A 20,381-nucleotide genomic window follows, 5' to 3' on the forward strand; every position below is an offset into this window, starting at 1 on the left:
GGTGGTTTGTGCGTTTGTGCACTGGGGTGGGGTTTGTGTGCGGGGTGGCCCTGGGGTGGTTCCCAGGTGTGGGTGGTTCTTGATCGCGCGGACGCCCTCCCAGGGTTGGGGAGTGTGGTGTTCTCTTTCCTTTGGGTTTCTTTTCCTGGTGTGGGTTGGGTCTCGTGGGTGCACGGCGGAGTTCGGGGTGGACCATCACCACCCGCCCCACGGGTACACGGCTCACCCCACAGGTACACGACAGCATGACACCAGCACGCTCCACGCCACCTCCTGCGGCAGCCGCCAGGGCACGTGCTCGATCCCCCTGGGCTGGTGCACGCCTGGAGGGAGACTGGTGCACGCCTGGAGGGAGAGAAGGGGGGCGATGCCCGCGTCGTCGGTGTGGTCTCTGTCAGTCCTCGTCGGCTTCGGGGGTTTCGATGAGCTGCCGCAGCAGCGCCACGAAGTCTTCTTCGCTCATCGCCGACCAGTCCACGTACTCGTTCATGGTCTGCGGTTTTCCCCGAGCCAGAGCCGATAAGCCTGTGTCGGCCGTATTGGTTCGAGAAGTCTCGGTTAACGAGGTGTTAGCGCAGGTGGTCGGCCTGTTCACTCAGGGACAGGCCTGATCCTCTCCGAGGACACGGCCGGAACCTTCCAGAGCGCCTCAGGGGCGCCTCAGAGGCGCTGTGAGCGCCTCTCCCGCCCCCTGGGGCTCAGACGCGCTGCTGGAGGGCGCTGCGGCACTCAGGGCAGCGGCAGCGCTTGTTGTACCCCGTCACGGTCCCGTGCGGCAGGGATGGGTCCCTCTGCTCGGTGAGGGTGGAGTCGAGCTGCTCGCCGAAGGCAGTGAGGATGCGGGCGGTCGCGAAGACCTGCGTGGTGGTGATACCGAGCTCGGAGGCAGCGTCGTCGATGTGCTTCCCCATGCGGAGTTTCGCGATGAGACGGGAGCGGGTGCTCGGCGGCATCTCCGCCTCCGCGTTCGCGATCAGCTGCTCGGCGTCGTCAATGGGGTAGCTCATGGGTTTCCTCTATGTGTACGGTCACGCCCGCCGGAGCGGACACCTCAAGCATCGTACGCGGTTGAGACATACGGGGCTGACGCCCTCAAGCTGCTGTGGCTCCTGTGACGTGAGGAAATGCCTGGTGCCTGTGGGGGTGCAGTCCACCGTTTTTCGTGACAAAGGATGGGTTTGTCGCCCGACCCGTGGGGTTTCCGGCCTCCGTAATGCATCGAATCGGCAGCTGTTTCCTAGAAACGCATTGCTAGATGCTAGGCGGCGTGTTTCGCTGGTGGTACAACTCCGCCACTCTGCGTCATGGGAACAGCGTTATGACCAGCCCCACGGTCCGTCGTCGGCGCCTGTCCGCCGAACTCCGCCGCCATCGCGTACACGCGGGCATGACCCTCAGCGACGTCGCGGAGGAGCTGGAGTGGTCCCCGGCCAAACTCGGTCACATCGAGACCGGTATCCGCAAGTGGCCGTCGGTCATGGAGATCTCCGCCCTGCTGCGCCTGTACGGCGTGACGGGTGGGCAGCGCGAGGCCATTCTCACGCTCGTCCGGGAGTCGCGGCTGCGCCCCTGGTGGACCGAGTACGAGGACGTGCTGTCGTCCGCGTACGTGGGCAACGAGGCGGGCGCGGTCTCCGTGCAGTCCTACGCGGGCATTCTCGTGCCGGACCTTCTCCAGACGCCCGACTACACCGCTTCGGTGGCACGGGCCCTGGGGCACGGCGAGCACACCGTCGAACGCATGGTGGCCGCCTACCTCAAGCGCCAGGAGGTTCTCGACCAGGGCGGATTCGACTACCACGCCATCATCGAGGAGGACGCCCTCCAACGGGTGGCCGGGAACCTCGGACTGCTCCGCGCGCAGACCAACCGCATCGTGGAACTGGCCACCAGCTCGGACCGCGTGACGGTGCAGCTGCTGCCCACCTCGACCGGTCCCCACCCGGGCGTGTCCGGTCCCTTCTCCGTGCTGGAGTTCGACGAGGACGAGGCCGCGCTGGCGTACGTCGAGGCCACCCACGGCGGTTCGATCGTGGAGGCGGAGGAGTCGGTCGCGGCCTGCAAACAGGTGTGGTCCGAACTCACCCGGATCGCGGCGTCCCCGCAGGTCACCACAGGCATTCTGCGCCGGATGGCGCTGCTGACCTGAGGCCCCGGAGGCTCCCTTCACGTCTTGTGCGGAAAAACGGTCGACTGTGGCGGGGACCGCTCCCGACGGCTTGCTAGTCTGCTTGGTGACAACCTCATAAAGTTCTCTGCGGAGCCCCCGTCTCGTACGGGAGCCCGCTTCCACGTCAACGAAAGGGTCCAGACAGTGAAGAAGATCATCGTTCTGGCGCTGGTGGCCCTCGGGGCTTTCGCCGTCTACCGCAAGATCCAGGCGGACCGCGCCGAGCTCGACCTGTGGACCGAGGCCACGGCGGCCAGCGAGAGCTGACCGACGGACCTGATCCACCGGGCGAACCGAGGACGGGCGCGGTGTGCGCCGTCCCGGCCCGCTCATGAGCAACACGAAGACGTGGGTGGGCCGAAGATCCCGAGGTGCGACCCACGGCTTTGTGCTGCTCCTGGCCCCGGGCGGAGGGGTGAGCGGGACCGCCCCCGATGAAGGTATGCTCTCCAGAGCGACCAGGGCCTGCGCCCGGGTCCGCGGGGCCATAGCTCAGCTGGCAGAGCGCCGGTTTTGCATACCGGAGGTCAGGGGTTCGACTCCCCTTGGCTCCACCGAGGAAAGACGGGGACCCTCCCACGGGAGGGTCCCCGTTCTGCGTATCGGGGCATAAAAGCGAAAAGTGGCGTTTCGTCGCTGCTCGGAAAAGGTTACTAATCGGTAGTTCCGATTCGTCCCCGAAGGCCGCAAATGGGGTGTGCGGCCAGGGGTCCGTATAGTCCGTTCGGGTGAGTTGGATGACACAGAGTCCTCTTCGCCCCGCCGAGTCCGACCGCGCGTGATCGCCTCAGACACGGCATGAAAGCGCAGGTCACGGCACCTGTCGGGGAAAGGTTGCCGGGTGGCCTTTCCTGTGGGTTGCGCGGGCCCGCTTCTACCACATGCAGTTACTCTGCGTATGTGTATGATGACACCTCCCCTAAGTGCAATGGTCCTACTGAGCCATACGAGAAATAGGCCTCTTGGGGTCTGTTGGTGAACTGGGACGAACCGTAGTTTCGACACCAGCGACAACGAGGAAGACAGCGCGCCGAAACGATCGACCCCCGAAGACGAGCCGTGCGGCCCTCGCCCGGCCCCGTGACACCGTCCTCGGACCGGTCCGCGTCTCCTCACCCGCCGACGGTCGCGCCGGTCGGCGGATTCCGATCACCACACATGCTGATCTTGGGAGTGGGGCAACATGTGGAATGAGAAGATGGCAGCTCGTGCCAAATGCCGTGAGATCGACCCCGACGCGTTGTTCGTGCAGGGCGCTGCCCAGAACCGCGCCAAACTGATCTGCCGGGGCTGCCCGGTCCGTACCCAGTGCCTCGCCGAGGCGCTGGACGGCCGCATCGAGTTCGGTGTCTGGGGGGGTATGACCGAACGCGAGCGCCGTGCCCTGCTGCGTCGGCGCAAGGACGTCACCAACTGGTACGAGCTGCTCACCAGCGCCGAGCGCCAGTACGAGCGGGAGCGGGCCCAGGACGCCGCGCCCGTCCCCGTGCGGCAGTAGTCCTCGGGCGGGACCGCGCCCCGCGAGACGGGCCCCGAACGGCCGAGAGGAGCCCCGGCGACCGGATCACAGACGAAAGTCGGGGCCGCCTCCGTCGAAAGGGGGAGACGCGGATCAGGGGAGAATCAGGGACGGTCCCGATACCCATACTCGTCCTGGTGACGCATCATGGTGGGAGTACGGCTGATCGGAGCCGTACTCCCGTCGCCGTTGGGAGTGGGAATGGGAGTGGCTGTGCAGGACCCTCAGTATCCGGCGAGGCGCCCCTGGGAACCGCAGGCCAGGCCGCAGATCCGCCTCACCGACGCCGAACGTGACGCCACGATCAAGGTCCTCCAGGAGGCCTTCGGCCGCGGCCAGCTCGACGAGGAGGAGCTCGACGAGCGCACCGAGAAGGCCATACGGGCCAAGTTCGGGGCCGACCTGGTCCCCCTCACCGAGGACCTGGGAGTCACCCCGTCGGGAGAGCCCGAGAGGCCGGCCGCCGGCGTCTTCGGCGGCCGGAGCGGGCAGCAGGCCTCCCCGGAGAGCACCACCGCGGAGCGGATCGTGGCCGCGGTCGGGCACGGCGGGAACTACTTCTTCCCCCTCGTCGCTCCCCTGGTGTTCCTGCTCGCCGGCGACAGGCTCTCGCCCTACGTGCGGCGCCAGGCCCTGGAGTCGCTCAACTTCCAGATCTTCTGCATCATCACCGGGATCGCGAGCCTGCTTCTCTTCTGGCTCGTCGCGCCACTCCTGGTGACGCTGGCGGTCGCCCTGGGCTGGATGGTCCTCCCGGCCGTCGCCAGCATCGCCAGCCTCCTGGGCAAGGACTGGCGCTACCCCATGTTCTTCCGCGCCATCAAGGAGGACTGAGCGCCGACGGAACCCGGAGAGGGAACCAGCCCGCGGGCGGGGACTCCCCCACCCCGCGCGGCGGTCCGTCTCTCGTCACTGCTGTCAGTGGCCGGGCTTGCCGTTCTCCTTGGCCCGGCTCTCCCCCGCGGCCGCGCGAACGGTCTCCTTGGCCTTGCCCTTGGTGGTCCTGGCCGCCTTGGCGGTCTCCGAAGCCTTGTCGGACGTCTCCGAGGCCCGCTCCTCCAGGTTCTCCCGCGTCTCGCGGACCTGGTCACGCGCCTGGTCCAGGTGCTCCTGCCACTCGGCGTCCTGGGAGGCCTGACGCATGCGGACCAGCGAATACACCACCAAGCCGCCGACCACCGCGGCACCGCCGATCAGGATCCCCCGGGGGACACGGCGCTTGCCACGTCGGAACAGCTTCAGCCCGCGGCGGCCGGGGTTCGGGTCGACGCGCTGGGCCGCCGCGGTGAGCATCCCGGCCACCCGCGGCGCCACGGTGTCCTCCACGCGCAGCGCGGCGTTCTCCAACCGGGGAGCGGTCCAACCGCGTGCCTGGAGGAGCCTCAGAGCGGCCTGGTCGCGCGCCTGGTCGGCGTACGGTCCGAACCGATCGGCCTGCTCGCGGGCCGCGTCCTGGAGGCGGGCGAGGGTCGCCTCCGCGTCCTTGCGTGCCCTGCGTTGCTTGGAAGTGATAGACACCTCGACGCTCCTTCGATCGTTCGCCAGTTTCCGTGGCCTCTACCCGATACGGCCGACGGTCCACGTCACACGGGCGGTTTCCTCGTCGCCCCTACCCGTTACCCGGGTGTTATCTCAACATACGTCCTCTCCGGGTGTGATCTTCGTTTCGACACCGCCCGACGGTTTGTCTCCTCGGGCTCCACCCCGTACCGGTGCCCCGGCGAGCTGCCCGGACGCCGCGGAACCACACCGGATTCAGGTCAAGCCCGGGGGACGGACGGGTAACGTGAGCACGTAAACGAAGTCGACCGAAAGGCACGTAGGTGTCGGACTCCAAGGGTCAGCCCACCGCGCGGCTGAACACCTCCAAGGGAACCATCGTCGTCAAGCTGTTCGAGGAGGAGGCGCCGGAGACGGTCGCCAACTTCGTGGGGCTGGCCGAGGGCTCGAAGCAGTGGATGGACCCCACCACGGGCAAGCCGTCCAACAGCAGCCTGTACGAGGGCACGATCTTCCACCGTGTCATCGACGGCTTCATGATCCAGGGCGGCGACCCGCTCGGTACCGGCCGCGGCGGCCCCGGCTACACCTTCAAGGACGAGATCCACCCGAACCTGCGCTTCGACCGCCCGTTCCTGCTGGCCATGGCCAACGCGGGCCCGGGCACCAACGGCTCGCAGTTCTTCATCACCGTGGAGAAGCCGTACTGNGTCGAGGGGGAGAAGGTGGTCACCGAGATCTCGAAGGTCGCCACCGACTCCCAGGACCGTCCTCGCGAGGACGTGGTGATCAACAGCATCGAGATCACCCGATAGCGGCGACGGCGCCCCGAGCCCGAGGAAGGGGGATCCGCCCATGACCGCATCTCCGCCGCCGTCCGGAACGGGAGCGGAGCGCCCGGCCCCGCGTACCTGCTACCGGCACTCCGACAGGGAGACCGGGGTCAGCTGTAGCAGGTGTGAGCGGCCGATCTGCCCGGACTGCATGGTCGAGGCGTCCGTGGGCTTCCAGTGCCCCGGCTGCGTCGCGGAGGGGAACCGGGGGATGCGTCGGGCCCGGACCACATTCGGGGGCAGGATCGTCAACAGGCCGTACGTCACCTGGACGATCATCGGCCTGATCGCGGCGGTCTTCCTCGCCCAGCTGGGCACGTCCGATCCGATCGGGCAGGCACGCCTCTCGCCGCTGGTCGGGGAGTTCGGCATGCTCGGCCTCCTCCAGTGGGAGGACGGGACCTTCCTGGGGGTGCTCGCCGGTGAGTGGTACCGGCTGATCACGGGCGCGTTCCTGCACGGCGGCGTCTTCCACCTGCTGTTCAACGGGTACGCCATGTACGTCCTGGGCACGCAGCTGGAACGCTGGCTGGGGCACGGCCGTTTCCTGACCCTGTGGGTGCTCGGAGCGCTCGCGGGGTCGGTACTCAGCCTCCTGATGGCGCCGAACCAGCTCGGTGTCGGCGCCTCCGGCGCGATCTTCGCCCTCTTCGGGGCGGTGTTCGTCCTGGGCAGGCGGCTGCGCCTGGACCTGCGCATGGTCGGTGTCCTGCTGGCGGTCAACCTCGTGCTGACCTTCACGGTCCCGGGCATCTCCTGGACAGCGCACATCGGCGGTCTGGTCGCCGGGTTCGCCCTCGGAGCCGTGTTCGCCTACCTGCCCGGGCGGTCCGCGGGGGCCGGGACCCGCACACTCACGCACGTCCTGCTGGCGGGGGCGTTCGCCGCCGTCCTCGTGGCCCTGGTGGTCACGGCACCGCTGATCATCCTCGGCTGACGGAGGGGAGGGCCTCGGGGGGAACGCCTCCGGGGCTCCCGCCGTCACGTGGTCTCCGCCGTCAGGGGGTGCCCGGGAGAGGTGGCGTCCGACCCGACCGGCGACACGGTCCTCTCGCGGCACCTGTCGGGATCCCTCGCCCGCGCCTTTCGCGGGCATGCGAGACGGAGCTACCCACAGCCTGTGGATAACCCTGTGGATAACCTGTGTCGATACTGTTCACGCGGGCGCGGACACGGTACGGCCGGTGGCACCCGCGGTCGCCGGACGGAGCGGCCACCGAACGGGGGACGGTCGGGCCGCGGGGATCCGCCGGGCGGGAGGGGTCAGTGCCAGCGTGTGGAGAGGATGACGGCCACGATGATCCCGCTGAAGCCGATCAGCAGGTTCCACTGGCTCCAGTCACGCATGTAGGGGACCTGGTCGCCGGCGATGTAGTAGACCGCGATCCACAGGATGCCCAGGATGAAGAAGCCCAGCATCAGGGGGACGAGCCAGCGCGGGCTGACCTTGGGCTTCTCCTTCGAAGGAGGCGGCGTGTAGACGGCCTTCTTCTTGCGATCGCTGCGGGACTTGGGCACGGTCGCTGCTCCAGTACGTGGGGCGTGTTCCTGAACGAGAACACAGTCTACGCCCCGGGGGGAGCCCCCGTCACCGGTGGGATGTACCGGATCACACGCACCACACCCGTACCCGCGTGGCGGGTCACGCCCTCCGGTGCCGTCCGGTGCGCCCCCCACGCGAACGGGCCGCCCCGCGCCTGCGCGCGGAGCGGCCCGTTCGTCGACGTCTCCCGGCTCGCTCAGTCCCTGCGGACGGAGGGGAACAGGTCGTCGTCACCGCCCGGAGGCTGGTCACCGCCGTTCTCGCCACCGTTGCCGCCGCCGTTCTCACCGTCGGNNTGGTCGCCCCCGTCCGGCGGGGACTCCTGGCCGTTACCGGGCGGAGGCGACTGGGTGGCGGGTGCCATCGCGATGACGATGTTCACCGTGGACCCGGGTTCCACGCTCTGTCCGTTCTGGGGGTCCTGGCTGATGATCGTGCCAGCCGGGGCCTCCGATGTCTCCTCCTCCGTGAAGGAGGCGTTCAGCTCCAGCGGCGCCAGGGCGGCCTCCGCGCCGGAGCGCGTCATCCCGATCAGGTCGGGCACCTGTACCTGGCCGGGGCCCGAGGAGACCAGCAGCGTGATCTCGGTGTCCGGTGCGACCTCCTCACCGGCGGCGGGGTCGGTGCCGATCGCGTTGCCGGCCTCGACGTCCTCGCTCGCCTGTTCCTGGGTGGTGACGTTCTCGAAGCCCGCGCCGTTCAGCGTGTTCAGCGCCTCGGACTCGACCTGCCCCTGCACCCTCGGGATCTCGGCGGCGTCCGGGCCGCTGGAGACGAACAGCGTGATCTCGGTGTCCAGGGCCACCTCCTCACCGGCCTCCGGGTCGGTGCCGATCGTGGTGCCCTCCTCGACGTCCTCGCTCGCCTGCTGCTCGGTGGTGACGTCCTCGAAGCCCGCCTCACCGAGTTCGGTCTGCGCCTCGTCAGCGGTGGACCCGGCCACTTCGGGGACCGCGGCGGTCGGCGCTTCGGGTTCGCCGCCGAACCCGCCGTTGATCAGGAAGAACAGCAGCGCGATGGAGGCGATCACGCCGACGCCGAGCAGGACCCACAGCGCGGCGGCCTTCCCGCCGCCGCCCCGCCTGCGGTCGTCGTAGCGGTCGTCGTAGTCGTCCTCGTAGTCGTCGTAGTCGTCGTACCGGCCACCGGCGGCGGGCGGTATCGCCGTCGTGGCGCCCGCGGCGGCCATGGCCATGGTGCCCGCCTGGGTGGGCATCCCGGCCAGGCCGCGCTGGATGTCCGCGCGCATCTCCGCCGCGTTCTGGTAACGCTCCTCGCGGCTCTTGGTCATCGCCCGGAGGGTGACGTCCTCCAGCCAGTCGGGGACCTGGGGGTCGATCTCGCTCGGCGGGACCGGCTCCTCACGCACGTGCTGGTAGGCGATCGAGACGGGGGAGTCACCGGTGAAGGGCGGGCGGCCGGTGAGCAGTTCGTAGAGCACGCAGCCCGTGGAGTAGATGTCGCTGCGCGGGTCGACCCGCTCGCCGCGCGCCTGTTCCGGGGACAGGTACTGGGCGGTACCGATGACCTGCGAGGTCTGCGTCATCGTCGCCTGGTCGTCGCCCATCGCGCGGGCGATGCCGAAGTCCATCACCTTGACCTCGGCGTTGCGCGTCAGCATCACGTTGGCGGGCTTGATGTCGCGGTGGACGATCCCGTTGTCGTGGCTGTACTCCAGCGCCTTGAGGATGCCGTCGACCAGTTCCGCCGAGCGCTCCGGCAGCAGGCGGCGGTCGTCGTCCAGCAGTTCCTTCAGGGTTCGCCCGTCCACGTACTCCATGACGATGTACGGGATGGACACCCCGTCGACCATGTCCTCGCCGGTGTCGTACACGGCGATGATGGCGGGGTGGTTCAGGGAGGCCGCGGACTGCGCCTCCCGCCTGAACCGCGCCTGGAACACGTGGTCGCGGGCCAGATCGTGTCGGAGGGTCTTGATCGCGACGAGTCGATCGAGGCGCAGGTCGCGTGCGCGGTAGACCTCGGCCATGCCGCCGCGCCCGACGATGCCGTCGAGCTCGTAGCGTCCGCCAAGGAGCCGGGGCTGGGACATGTCGTGTACTGATCCTCGTGTCTTCCGGAGGCCGCCCGCGGGCCGCCGCCTACCCTGAACGTCTCTCGCTCATGGTGTCTGGGTGTGTCGTTCTATCCGGTTCCGCCGTCGTCAGTGCCGCCACCGTTGCCACCGCCGGTGTCACCGGTGCCGCCGTTTCCGCCGCCACCGTTGTCACCGCCGCCGGATCCGCCGTCCTCTCCGCCGCCACCCTCGTTTCCATCGTCGTTACCGCCGTCGGTGTCCGGTGGATTCGGATTGGTCGGCTCGTCGGTCCCCTGGTCCGGCGGGGTGGTCGGTCCGTTCTCGGATCCCTCGTCCCCGCCGGTACCGTCGGACGGGTCGCTCTCCGGGGAGTCCTCGCTGGGAGAGGGACTCTCCGGATCCGTGGGTTCCCGCGGACCCGTGTTCCAGTCGGTGTCCCCCTCGGGTGCCACGGGGGTCTCCTCCGGAGCGGTCTCCACGGGCTCCTCCCTCTCCTCCTGGGACGGGGAGTCGGTCACGGCCGGGGACTGGTCGGCGTCGCGCAGTGCGTTGTTGTTGTCGGCACCACCGCCCCACAGCATCCCGCCCACCAGTGCGGCGGCGATCAGGATCACGGCGGCGATCGCCGTGAGGACCATGGGAACGCTGATCCTGCGGCGCTCCGGTGCCCCGGCCAGCGTAGCGGACTCCCCTCCCTGGTCAGGGGCCGCGGTCGGCTGGCCGCCGGTCCGGGACGACGGGGAACCCGGGTCGGGATCGCCGACCGCTCCCACCACCGCGGTCTGGGCCATGCCGTCGAACCCCGTGGAGGGCGTCGGCGGCCCGGTTCCGGCGTTGGATCGGATCACCGCGGCCATGTGGGCGACCTCACTGGCGGTCGCGGGCCGCTCCTCCGGGTCCTTCAGCAGCAGGGAGGAGACCAGGTGGTCGACGTCCGCGGGGATGTGCGCGGGCAGTTCCGGCGGGTCCTCGCGGGTGTGCGCCAGGGCCAGCGCCACCGGGGTGTCACCGGTGAACGGCGGTGTCCCCGCCAGGCACTCGTAGGCCACCACACCGAGCGCGTACAGGTCCGAGGAGGCGGTCGCCGGCCTGCCCGACGCCTGCTCGGGTGAGATGTACTGCGCTGTTCCCATGACCATGCCGGTCTGGGTGAGGGTCACCGACATGTCGCCCCGGGCGATACCGAAGTCGGTGAGCTTGAGCTGGTCCTCCGGAGTGACCAGCAGGTTGCCCGGCTTGATGTCGCGGTGCACCACGCCGCGCGCGTGGGCGGCGGCCAGGGCCTTGGCCGCCTGGTACACGAAGTCCAGGGTCTGGTCCGGGCTCAGGTTGCCCTTCTCCCGCAGCACCTGGGAGAGCGGTTCGCCGACCACGAGTTCCATGACCAGGAAGGCGCGGCCGTTCTCCTCGCCGTAGTCGTAGACCTGGGCGATCCCGGGGTGGGAGAGCCCCGCGGTGATGCGGCCCTCGGTCCGGAACCGCTCCCTGGCCGTGGGTTCGGCCATCTGCGAGAGGTGCAGCAGCTTCACCGCGACGGGCCGGTTGAGCAGGGTGTCGGTCGCCTTCCACACCGTGCCCATGCCGCCGGAACCCACCTGTTCCTCCAGGCGGTAGCGGTCGCTCAGAACGGTCCCGGTGAGTCCACCGGGACCGTTCTGGGAAGACGGTTCGTAGGCGTTCACTCCAGGACCACTGCCTCCATCATCTCGCGGCCGATCGGAGCCGCGAGCTCGCCACCGCTGACGTCGCCGAACTCGACGACGACCGCGACCGCGATCTGGGGGTCGTCCGCCGGGGCGAAGCCGATGAACCAGTTGTGGGTGGGACTGTCCGGACCGGTCTCGGCGGTACCGGTCTTGCCGGCGACCTCCATACCCGGGATGGCCGCGTTGGGACCCGAGCCGCCCGGCTGGGTGACCAGGGTCATCATCTCCTTGAGGTCCTGGGCCGTGCTGGCGCTGACCGCCTGGGAGTAGGTCTCCGGGCTGGTCTGGGTGATGACGGACAGGTCCGAGTCGCGCACGGTGTCCACGGAGTAGGGCTTCATGACCTCACCGCCGTTGGCCACGCCCGCGGCGACCATCGCCATCTGGAGCGGGGTCGCCTGCACGTTGGACTGGCCGATACCGGCACGGGCCAGGATGTTGCGGTCGGTCTCCACCGGAGCGTTGCTCGGGAGCACGGGGATCGGGACGTTCAGGTCCCCCTCCTCGCGGTTGAACCCGAACGCGGTGGCCTGTTCCGACAGGTTCTCGCCGCCGATGTCGAGCGCCCAGTTGGCCATCGAGGTGTTGCAGGAGATCTGGATCGAGTGCGCCAGGGTGTCGGGCTCGCCGCCGTTGCAGGTTTGGCCGGGGGTGGCGTTGGGCAGCTCCCCGCCCAGGTCCATGACGTCGGGCGCCTCCTGGGTGGTCTCGGGGGTGGCGCCCAGGTACTCGATGGCCGCCGCGGCGGTCACGACCTTGAACGTCGAACCCGGGGGGTAGTACTCGTGGAGGGCCCGGTTCAGCAGCGGCTTGTCCGGGTTGTTCTCCAGCTCCGTGTAGTTCTGCGTGGCCGCCTCGATGTCGTCGATGCTGACGACGTCGTTGGCGTCGTAGGACGGGTAGGACACCGCGCCCAGGATCGCCCCCGTCTCGGGGTCGAGCGCGACGGCCGCGCCGTTCTTGCCGTTCAGCTGCTCGAAACCCTCGTAGGCCGCCTGCTGCACCTCGGGGTTGAGGGTCAGCTGGACCTGCGCGCCCTCGGGCTCACGGCCGGTGATGATGTCGCGGAAGTTGCGTACCGCGAGACGGTCGTCGGTGCCGTTGAGCAGCGCGTTCTCGGTGCGTTCGATGCCCGAGGCGCCGTAGGCGCGGAAGGAGCCGACGATCGGCGTGTACAGGGGACCGCCCTCGTACATGCGCTGGTAGCGCGGCTGCCCGTCCTCCCCGGAGATGTCCTCCGAGTAGGCGACGTTCTCCCCGGCGATCTGGATGGGACCGCGCGCCTCGCTCAGCCGCTCGCTGTACTGGCGTGTGTTGAGCGGGTCGTCGCGGATCGCCTCCGCCTGGAATCCCTGGAGCCACGTGACGTTGCCCATCAGGATCAGGATCAGGAGGAAGGCGAAGATACTGAGTCTGCGGATCGGTGTGTTCATCGTCGGATCACCTGTGTCGCGCCCTCGTCCTGGATGGCCTGTGGTGCGGGTCGGCGGGCGTTGTCACTGATGCGGAGCAGGATGCCCATCATGATCCAGCTCGCCACCAGGGCCGAACCGCCCGCCGCCATGAAGGGCGTGGTCGAACCGGTCAGCGGGATGACCCTGGTCAGCCCGCCCAGGACGATGAAGACCTGGTAGGCGAGCAGGAAGGCGACACCGCTGGCCAGCAGCTTGTTGAACGAGCCGGTGACCGCGAGCGCGACGCGCATGCCGCGCTCCACCAGCAGGCCGAGGACCATCAGCACGGCGAGCAGACCGGTCAGTCCCAGTTCCTCGCCGAGCGTGGCGAGGATGAGGTCGCTGTCGGCGGCGAAGGTGCTGTACAGCTCCCCGGCGCCCAGACCGGTGCCGAAGAGCCCGCCGTAGGCCATGCCGACCAGTCCCTCCACCAGCTGCTGGCTGCCGCCGACCGCGTAGTAGACCTCCTGGTCGAAGGCGTTGAACCAGATGTTGACACGGGCCTTGACGTGCCAGAAGAGCAGGTAGGCGGTGAACGCCCCGACCGCGAACATGGCCAGGCCGATGGTCACCCACGAGGAGCGCTGGGTGGCCACGTACAGCATCGCCAGGAACGTGCCGAAGAGCAGCAGCGAGGTGCCCAGGTCGCGCAGCAGGACCAGGATGCCGATGGCCAGCACCCAGCCGACCAGGATCGGCGCCAGGTCGCGGGCCCGGGGCAGCTCGATGAGCGTGAAGCGGCCGACCTTGATCGGCTTGCCGACGATCTGGAGGACCTGGCGTTTGTTCATCAGGTAGGACGCCAGGAAGATCACCAGCGCGATCTTGGCGAACTCCGAGGGCTGCATGGTGCCCAGACCGGGGATGTTGATCCACAGCCGAGCGCCGTACACCTCCTGGCCCAGGCCGGGGATGATCGGGAGCGCGAGGAGGAAGATCGCGACCAGGCCGCTGATGTAGGTGTAGCGCTGGAGGACCCGCGGATCCTTCAGGAAGATGATGATGAGGAAGCACACGGCCAGGCCGATCGCCGTCCACATCAGCTGTGAACCGGCGCCGGCGCTCTCGGCGTTCTCGGCCTCGCCCGCGCTGACCCGCCAGATCATCGCCACGCCGATCCCGTTGAGGAACAGCGTGCAGGGCAGGATCAGCGGGTCGGCGTAGGGCGCCACGAACCGCATCGCCACGTGTGCCGCCGCCGCCATCGCGGCGAAGGTCAGGCCCACCGTCCACATCGCGGAGGGGATCTCTCCGCTGATGTTGAGACCCGCGATCGCGATGCCCGCCATGGTGATCGCGATGGCGAAGATGATGAGGACCAGCTCGGCGTTGCGCCGCTTGACGGGGGGCAGCTCGGTCGGAGCCTCGGGCGCGGGGGCCTTGCTCATGTCAGATCACCCGGACCCTTCTCGCGCGTCGGCCGCGGTCTCCAGCGTGTCGACGCGCTCCTGGGCGTCCGCCAGGCTCTCCGTCGGGAAGGTGTTCTCCACGCTCTGGCGGTCGGCCTCCGAGAGCGACTCCAGGGTGATCCCGGTGTCCTCCACCTCCTCCGACAGGTTGAAGCCCGCGATGTCGGTGTTGATGCCCTGGTAGATGCTGACCGTCTCCCCGTTGGAGGAGGGGCCCACGTAGTACTGGCCGTTCACGTACTGGCGGCCGAAGTAGTAGGTGGCGCCCGCGACGATGGCGACCACGAGCAGGAACACCAGGATCACCGGCCACCAGCGCTTCTGGCGGTACTCGGGTTCCGGACGGCCCCGCCGGTTGGTGGGCGGGGCCTCGTATTCGTCGTGGTCGTCGTTGTGGGGTTCCTGGTAGGCGCCGCCCGGAGGGGCCTGCCCCGGGGCGTCGTCCCGGATCGGGTCCATCTCGGCGGTGTCGCCGGAGCCGCGCAGTTCCTGGGCCCGTCTGGCGGGGGTGTCGTTGCCCTGGTCGACGTTCTCGCGCCGCTGGTCTGCGGCGCCGACCACCTGGGCGGTGCGCGTGGGACCCTCGTGGTCGGTCTCGGTCTCGATGACGTCGGCGACGACCGCGGTGATGTTGTCCGGTCCTCCCCCGCGGATGGCCAGCTCGATGAGCTTCTTGGCCGCGCCGCGCGGGTCGGCCTCGGTGGCGAGGGTCTCGTGGATGGTCTTCTTGCTCACCACGCCGGAGAGCCCGTCGGAGCAGAGCAGGTAGCGGTCGCCCGCCTTGGCCTCGCTGATGGAGATGTCGGGGTCGACCGGGCTCTTGCCGTCGAGGGCGCGCAGGATGAGGGAGCGCTGCGGGTGGGTGGCGACCTCCTCCTCGGTGATCTTGCCCTCGTCCACCAGTGTCTGCACCAGGGTGTGGTCGTGGGTGATCTGCTCGAAGCGGGGACCGCGCATCAGGTAGGCGCGGGAGTCGCCGATGTGGATGAGCGCCACCCGGGGACCGGCCCAGAGCATGGCCGTCAGGGTGGTGCCCATGTTCTCCAGCTGGGGCTCCTCCATGATCCTGCGCGAGAGGGAGGCGTTGGCCTGCTCGACGGCGCGCTGGAGCACCTCGGCCATCTCGTCGGTGCGAGGCGGCTCGGAGTCGAGGGTGCGGATCGAGGAGATCGCGATGGAGCTGGCCACCTCGCCGCCCGCGTAACCGCCCATGCCGTCGGCGACCGCGAGGAGGTTCTGGCCGGCGTAGCCGGAGTCTTCGTTGCCTTCGCGGAGGCATCCTACGTCGGAGTACGCCGCGTATCGGAGAGCGATTGTCATTTGCGCAGTTCCAGGACGGTTTTGCCGATACGGATGGGCTGACCCACCGTGATGGGCTGGGGGCGGTTCAGCTTCTGCTGGCCGAGGTAGGTGCCGTTCGTCGAGTTCAGGTCCTCCACGAACCAGCGGCCGTTGTCGGAGTAGACGCGCGCGTGGCGGCCGGACGCGTAGTCGTCGGTGATGACGAGCGTGGAGTCCGGGGCGCGTCCGATGAGGATGGGCTGGACGCCCAGGTCGACGCTGGTTCCCTTGAGCGACCCCTGGGTCACGACCAGGGCGGTGGGCTCGTTCCGACGCGGACGCGGCGGCCGGGAGGGCTTCGACGAGTACGAGGGGCCGGCGTCCTGACGGGACGGAGGACGCGGCGCGGGGCGGGGCTTCCGCCGGGGTTTCTTCTTGGAGCCGAAGAGGTCCGTGCGGATCACACCGATCGCGGTGAGGATGAACAGCCAAAGCACCGCGAGATACGCGATCTTGATCAGTATGAGGGTCAAGTTGGACATCGAACTGCTCTTCAGCCCCTGTCGTGCTTCGGCCGGGATGGCGGTCATCGGCGCCGCCACCGTGTCTTCCCCACCTTCGGGTTGGTGAGTGTGTCGAGATCGCCGGTCGCGGCCTTCGGCCGCGGCCATTGTGCCCGATCGGTCAGGTCTTCGCGGAGACTACCCTCCCGGCCGGATATCCGACAGCGGGCCCCGGACGCGGTCGGCCCGCCCCTTGTCAGACGCCGCCGTGACGGCGTTGGTTGTGGTTCCGTCGGGTCTGGTCGGTCGGTTCCGCCGGGGCGTCAGTCGCGGCGGAACGTCATCGTGGTGCGGCCGAGGCTGATCCTGCTGCCGTCCACCAGACGGGCCTGCCTGACCTGCTGTCCGTTGACGAAGGTCCCGTTCGTCGAGCCCTTGTCCACCAGGATGGCCTCGTCGCCGTCCAGACGGATCTCCACGTGGTGGCGTGATACGCCGTTGTCGACCAGACGCAGGTCGCAGTCGGTGCCGCGCCCCAGCAGCGTGACCGGTGTGGTCAGCTCGAAGGACTGCTGCATGCCGTGACTGGCGATGCTGCCCTCGGCCGCGGCCCCTCCGGGGGAGATCAGCAGACGCGGACGTCCGGTCTGCTGCTGGCCCCCGGTCGGGCCGGGGTCACCGACGGGCTGGCGGACCTCGCCGTCCTTGCCGACCATGGTGCCGCGCACGACTCCGGACCGGATCCGGAAGCGACCGGTCTTGAGGCCCTCGTCGGACCTGAAGTGGACGCGTACCGGCCCGACGAAGGAGTAACCCTGCTCCGTCGCGTAGTCGCGTGCCAGCTTGGACAGTTCCTGGCCCAGACTGTCGGCGTAGACCTCCAGGCGTTCCCTGTCGCTGGCGGCCAGTTCGACGATGAAGTCGTTCGGGACCAGGGTGCGGCCCTGGGCGACGATCGCCGCGCGCTCGTCCATCTCACGCTGGACGGCGCTCGCCACCTCGACCGGTTGGAGCTCCGACTTGAAGGCCATCGCGAAGGTGCCTTCGATCATGCCCTCAAGCCTGCGCTCGAAGCGTTGGAGCACTCCCACGAGGTACCTCCCTTTGTACTCCACTTCGTATGTGTAGACGATCGTAACCGCGTCGGGGTGCCCCTGGTTTCAGTCGCACCCCGGGACGGCCCGTGAGGGCCCGTGGACCGGTGGACCGAAAAGCGTGTGCGACCCACCTTCAGACCGTGCTAGCCTTATGCATGTCGCCAGGGGGAACCGGACGAAAAGCCCGGATCACCTGGCAACACAACTGAATGAAGTCGCTCGGGCGGGTGGCGGAACGGTAGACGCGCACGGTTCAGGTCCGTGTGTCCGAAAGGATGTGAGGGTTCAAATCCCTCCTCGCCCACGTGTTGCGGGTTGCTGCTCGCTGACCTCCGGTCAGCTCGCCGCAGCCCGCAGTTCTTTTGCGGGGGGTACCCCCGCGCCCCCGGTGCGGGTTGCTGCTCGCCGACGTCCGGTCGGTTCGCCGCAGCCCGCAGTTCTTTTGCGGGGGGTACCCCCGCGCCTCCGCCAGGAACATCGACGTCAGCCATGCTACGTCACCGGCGTCACCAGGGTCCCGTGCTCTCCGGAGCACGGGACCTTCGTCGTCGTGGAGGTCTTCCGCGGCCTCGGAGCCGGCCCAGCCCGGCCTCCGTGGGACCGTTCCGACACCGAACGGTTACGGGATGGGCGCACTGGCGCCCGTCCCGCTCCCTCAGCGGCGTGACACGGCCATGGGGGCGTCCCGCGGGGGGATCCGGCGCTCTCAGGCGGGCGTGTCGGGCATACCGGGGAGGCCGTCGATGCTCGTGGCGTTGCGGGTGCGTTGGTAGTCGGTGAAGTAGCCCGGATCGCGGTGTTCGTGGTGCCGGTCGAGGAGGTCGCGGTCGCCGCGCAGGTCCATGAGGGGGACGGAGAAGCCGCAGGAGTCGGAGACGCGGTGGACGTCCACGACGATGACGGCGCGTTGGCCGAGGGTGCGTTCTTTGGAGAAGCGGGTGCGCAGGTCCGCGAACTCGGGATCGTCGGGGGTGACGACGCGGCCGACCCCGTGCAGGCGGACGATGTTGGGCGGTCCGGAGAAGGCGCAGAACATCAGGACGATGCGTCCGTTCTCCCGCAGGTGGGAGATGGTCTCGATGCCGGAGGCGGTGTAGTCGAGGTAGGCGACGCGGTGCTCGTCGAGCACGGCGAAGGTGCCGCCCATGCCCTTGGGGGAGACGTTGACGTGGCCCTCGTGGGACAGGGGCGCGGTGCCGACGAAGAAGACGGGTTGGTCGAGGAGGAAACGGGCCATGCGGTCGGTGATGGCCTCATGGATCTTTGCCATGGGAGGGAGTCTGGCACTCCTGGGCCACGCGGGGAGTGAGGCGTCGGCCGGAGGGAGGCGGTGGGGCGCGTTTCCTCGGGCCGGGCGGCGGGCCGATCCGGCTGGTGGGCCGGTGCGGTTCCTCCCCGCGCCGACCGGGGGCACCAGCCGCCGCGTGCCCTCCGGCCACACGTCGGTCTCCGGACACGCGTCAGCACCGCGGGGACGGGCCCGGCGTCACCGCGGTGTGGCCGGGGACGGTCGGCGGTTCTGCTCCGCCCTCCGTCCCCGGCGCACCCGTTGCCTCATCCGCGTCTCATCTCCGGCGGCTCGCGTGTCCGCCGTTCAGTCGGCCCTCCTCGCACCGTCGAGGTCCCACACCCGCAGGTGTCCGCACATGCCGCTGCGCAGCGGCCCGGGAGGGGAGTCGGCGGTGTAGACGGCGGACTCCGAGAGGTGTTCTCCGTCACCCCGGCCCAGGGACTCCAGGTGTCGCACGGTGGTCCGCGCCTGGTGGACCGCTCCCTGCTCGACGTGGTGGTGCCACCCGGCGACCCGGTCGCGGACGAGCTCCGTGGCGGCCCTGTACAGCCCCTTCAGCGCGTCCGGACCCTCCCGTTCCACCCGCGCCCGCAGCTCCAGATAACCCTCCACGGCCAGGTCGCGGCGCTCCCGGGCCGCCCGCTCGGCCGAGGTGACCGCATCGGGCAGCACGGTGGCGCGGCGGTAGGCGTCCGGATCGGCCAGGATCCTGCCGGGGTAGGTGAGCACGGCGTCGCCCGACTCCGGCAGGCCCGCGTTCTGCATGACGACCAGGATCTCCAGGTCGCCGCTGTCGTTGATCAGCCGGTGCACGGTTCCCGGGGTGAACCACAGCAGGCTGCCGGGACGCAGCCGGGTCCGCTGGAACCCGGCGCCGCTGAGGCTCTCCAGGGAGCCCTCGCCCCGGAGCACCACGTACCCCTCCGCCGAGGCGGTGTGCAGGTGGGGAGAGCCGCCCGCGTGCCCGTCGACGGCGGGCCAGTCGTAGACCCGCAGGTGCGAGACGGCGGTTCCCCCGGGGAATCCGGGGACGCGCGGGGCGTTCACGCCACCTCCCCGGCGGCTCCCTCGGACGCCGCGCGCTCCAGTTCGCCCAAGCCGAGGTCGGCGAGGGCCTTGGCGCCCCCGGCCCCGCGGTCGCCGTCGGCGACGACCACCGCGTACCGGTAGGCGAGGGTCTCCCCCGCGCCGACCGGCACCACCTCGTCGAAGAAGGGGGCCGGGCACACACAGGCGAAGATCCCGCTGCGCACGAACCACTTCACGGGGTGGCCGGGGTTGTCCGGGGCGTCCACGAACGCCAGCGTCGACGCCCCGTCCGTGCCGTCGTGGCGGCCGGTGAAGGCCAGCCAGGGCGACCGCGTCCCCATGAGGTCGTCGTCGCCCTCCCGTCCCTCGGCGTAGGCGCGGCCCCCGCTGAAGGAACGGGGCCCGCGCCAGAACAGGCCCCCGTACCCGGCGTTGGGCCGCCCCTCCGTGGTGGGGCTGCCGAAGGGGATCTCCTCCTCGGTGAGGTTGGTGAAGGAGGTCGTGAACACCATCGTCCAGGCCCCCCGGTCGGGGGCCGCGGTGAACCGCAGCCCCCGCCGTTCGGAGAACCAGGTCTCGCCCTGCTCGGTCACCCACTCCAGCCGTTCGCCGATCGAGACCCGTTCCGGTGAGGCCTCGATCCGGTCGAAGGACCGGTGCTGGGTCGAGCCGTCGTTGGCGAGCTGCCGGTACCCCGTGTCCCGGAGGTAGGTCGGGCCGCCCCAGAAGTTGGCCGATCCGACGTTGGGGAGGGACCAGGCGATCCCCTTGTGCCACACGTGGTCGTGCGGCCGGTACAGGCTGACGGTGTCGCCGCCCAGGGTGCGGATGGGGTGGAGGTAGGGGCGCGGCGACTCCAGCTGGACGTCCCAGGGCTGGTACACGTAGCGGACGAGGTCGCCGCCGTCGTGGGTCAGGCGCAGTGAGCGCCCCTGCTCATGGACCAGTCCCAGGCCGCTCCGGACGGGCTCCCCCGCCGTGTTCGCCGTGTTGTGAGAGGACATCGGC

19 protein-coding genes and 2 tRNA genes are annotated in these 20,381 nt (G+C 69.4%); 8 read left to right on the forward strand and 13 right to left on the reverse strand.

All coding sequences use genetic code 11. The features are described 5' to 3' along the window. Positions 1 to 698: 698 nt before the first annotated feature. Positions 699 to 1,007, reverse strand: coding sequence for a hypothetical protein (locus D455_RS0123845; protein ID WP_017573198.1), 309 nt, complete (start codon positions 1,005 to 1,007; stop codon positions 699 to 701). Between the two features lie 311 nt (positions 1,008 to 1,318). On the opposite strand from D455_RS0123845, the gene D455_RS0123850 reads away from it, so the two are divergent. From D455_RS0123850 to D455_RS0123870, 5 genes are all read left to right on the forward strand, one after another. Beyond that, on the forward strand, positions 1,319 to 2,149 hold the full coding sequence (locus D455_RS0123850; RefSeq protein WP_017573199.1) for a helix-turn-helix domain-containing protein: 831 nt from the start codon (positions 1,319 to 1,321) through the stop codon (positions 2,147 to 2,149). A 165-nt stretch (positions 2,150 to 2,314) separates the two neighbouring features. Then, on the forward strand, positions 2,315 to 2,437 hold the full coding sequence (locus D455_RS35610) for a DLW-39 family protein (RefSeq protein ID WP_014912962.1): 123 nt from the start codon (positions 2,315 to 2,317) through the stop codon (positions 2,435 to 2,437). A 214-nt stretch (positions 2,438 to 2,651) separates the two neighbouring features. Next, positions 2,652 to 2,724, forward strand: a tRNA-Ala gene (locus D455_RS0123860). A gap of 629 nt (positions 2,725 to 3,353) precedes the next feature. Further along, a complete protein-coding gene (locus tag D455_RS0123865; protein WP_026122922.1) occupies positions 3,354 to 3,668 on the forward strand; it encodes a WhiB family transcriptional regulator in 315 nt (104 codons plus the stop codon). Between the two features lie 234 nt (positions 3,669 to 3,902). Next, positions 3,903 to 4,523 (forward strand): DUF1707 and DUF4870 domain-containing protein, encoded by a 621-nt coding sequence (locus D455_RS0123870; RefSeq protein WP_026122923.1) that lies wholly within the window; start codon positions 3,903 to 3,905, stop codon positions 4,521 to 4,523. Positions 4,524 to 4,607: 84 nt separating this feature from the next. On the opposite strand, the gene D455_RS0123875 is transcribed toward D455_RS0123870, so the two are convergent. Further along, complete coding sequence (locus D455_RS0123875; protein WP_017573201.1) at positions 4,608 to 5,207, reverse strand: hypothetical protein; 600 nt, start codon at positions 5,205 to 5,207, stop codon at positions 4,608 to 4,610. A gap of 305 nt (positions 5,208 to 5,512) precedes the next feature. Between D455_RS0123875 and D455_RS0123880 the strand changes: the two genes are divergently transcribed. Together D455_RS0123880 and D455_RS0123885 are read left to right on the forward strand one after the other, a co-directional pair. Continuing rightward, positions 5,513 to 6,004, forward strand: coding sequence for a peptidylprolyl isomerase (locus tag D455_RS0123880; protein WP_017573202.1), 492 nt, complete (start codon positions 5,513 to 5,515; stop codon positions 6,002 to 6,004). 40 nt (positions 6,005 to 6,044) lie between these two features. Further along, on the forward strand, positions 6,045 to 6,959 hold the full coding sequence (locus tag D455_RS0123885; protein ID WP_169552671.1) for a rhomboid family intramembrane serine protease: 915 nt from the start codon (positions 6,045 to 6,047) through the stop codon (positions 6,957 to 6,959). 326 nt (positions 6,960 to 7,285) lie between these two features. Here D455_RS0123885 and D455_RS0123890 read toward each other — a convergent pair whose 3' ends face one another. From D455_RS0123890 to D455_RS0123925, 8 genes are all read right to left on the reverse strand, one after another. Continuing rightward, positions 7,286 to 7,540, reverse strand: coding sequence for a cell division protein CrgA (locus D455_RS0123890; protein ID WP_017573204.1), 255 nt, complete (start codon positions 7,538 to 7,540; stop codon positions 7,286 to 7,288). A 221-nt stretch (positions 7,541 to 7,761) separates the two neighbouring features. Then, positions 7,762 to 9,618, reverse strand: a complete 1,857-nt coding sequence (gene pknB / locus D455_RS0123895; RefSeq protein WP_017573205.1) for a Stk1 family PASTA domain-containing Ser/Thr kinase — start codon at positions 9,616 to 9,618, stop codon at positions 7,762 to 7,764. Between the two features lie 92 nt (positions 9,619 to 9,710). Beyond that, positions 9,711 to 11,285, reverse strand: a complete 1,575-nt coding sequence (locus tag D455_RS0123900; RefSeq protein WP_017573206.1) for a serine/threonine-protein kinase — start codon at positions 11,283 to 11,285, stop codon at positions 9,711 to 9,713. Then, complete coding sequence (locus tag D455_RS0123905; RefSeq protein ID WP_017573207.1) at positions 11,282 to 12,742, reverse strand: peptidoglycan D,D-transpeptidase FtsI family protein; 1,461 nt, start codon at positions 12,740 to 12,742, stop codon at positions 11,282 to 11,284. The genes D455_RS0123900 and D455_RS0123905 overlap by 4 nt, the downstream gene beginning before the upstream one ends. Further along, on the reverse strand, positions 12,739 to 14,151 hold the full coding sequence (locus tag D455_RS0123910; protein WP_017573208.1) for an FtsW/RodA/SpoVE family cell cycle protein: 1,413 nt from the start codon (positions 14,149 to 14,151) through the stop codon (positions 12,739 to 12,741). The genes D455_RS0123905 and D455_RS0123910 overlap by 4 nt, the downstream gene beginning before the upstream one ends. 6 nt (positions 14,152 to 14,157) lie before the next feature. Next, positions 14,158 to 15,492 (reverse strand): Stp1/IreP family PP2C-type Ser/Thr phosphatase, encoded by a 1,335-nt coding sequence (locus D455_RS0123915; RefSeq protein WP_017573209.1) that lies wholly within the window; start codon positions 15,490 to 15,492, stop codon positions 14,158 to 14,160. Continuing rightward, positions 15,489 to 15,995: an FHA domain-containing protein FhaB/FipA gene (locus tag D455_RS0123920; protein ID WP_193789458.1), complete on the reverse strand. Its 507-nt coding sequence runs from the start codon at positions 15,993 to 15,995 to the stop codon at positions 15,489 to 15,491. Before D455_RS0123920 ends, D455_RS0123915 begins: the two co-directional genes overlap by 4 nt. 284 nt (positions 15,996 to 16,279) lie before the next feature. Continuing rightward, entirely contained in the window at positions 16,280 to 17,047 is a 768-nt protein-coding gene (locus D455_RS0123925; protein ID WP_449289320.1) for an FhaA domain-containing protein, read from the reverse strand. Positions 17,048 to 17,274: 227 nt separating this feature from the next. Here D455_RS0123925 and D455_RS0123930 point away from each other — a divergent pair. Next, positions 17,275 to 17,357 (forward strand) — tRNA-Leu (locus D455_RS0123930). A 402-nt stretch (positions 17,358 to 17,759) separates the two neighbouring features. On the opposite strand, the gene D455_RS0123935 is transcribed toward D455_RS0123930, so the two are convergent. The 3 genes from D455_RS0123935 to D455_RS0123945 all read right to left on the reverse strand — a co-directional run bounded on the left by D455_RS0123935 (position 17,760) and on the right by D455_RS0123945 (position 20,377). After that, on the reverse strand, positions 17,760 to 18,323 hold the full coding sequence (locus D455_RS0123935) for a pyridoxamine 5'-phosphate oxidase family protein (protein WP_017573212.1): 564 nt from the start codon (positions 18,321 to 18,323) through the stop codon (positions 17,760 to 17,762). Positions 18,324 to 18,647: 324 nt separating this feature from the next. Next, positions 18,648 to 19,391, reverse strand: a complete 744-nt coding sequence (locus D455_RS0123940; protein WP_017573213.1) for a cupin domain-containing protein — start codon at positions 19,389 to 19,391, stop codon at positions 18,648 to 18,650. Next, positions 19,388 to 20,377: a DUF6807 domain-containing protein gene (locus D455_RS0123945; protein WP_017573214.1), complete on the reverse strand. Its 990-nt coding sequence runs from the start codon at positions 20,375 to 20,377 to the stop codon at positions 19,388 to 19,390. The genes D455_RS0123940 and D455_RS0123945 overlap by 4 nt, the downstream gene beginning before the upstream one ends. Positions 20,378 to 20,381 lie beyond the last annotated feature (4 nt).

Origin of the sequence: Nocardiopsis halotolerans DSM 44410, from assembly GCF_000341065.1 — a bacterium.
GTDB lineage: Bacteria > Actinomycetota > Actinomycetes > Streptosporangiales > Streptosporangiaceae > Nocardiopsis > Nocardiopsis halotolerans.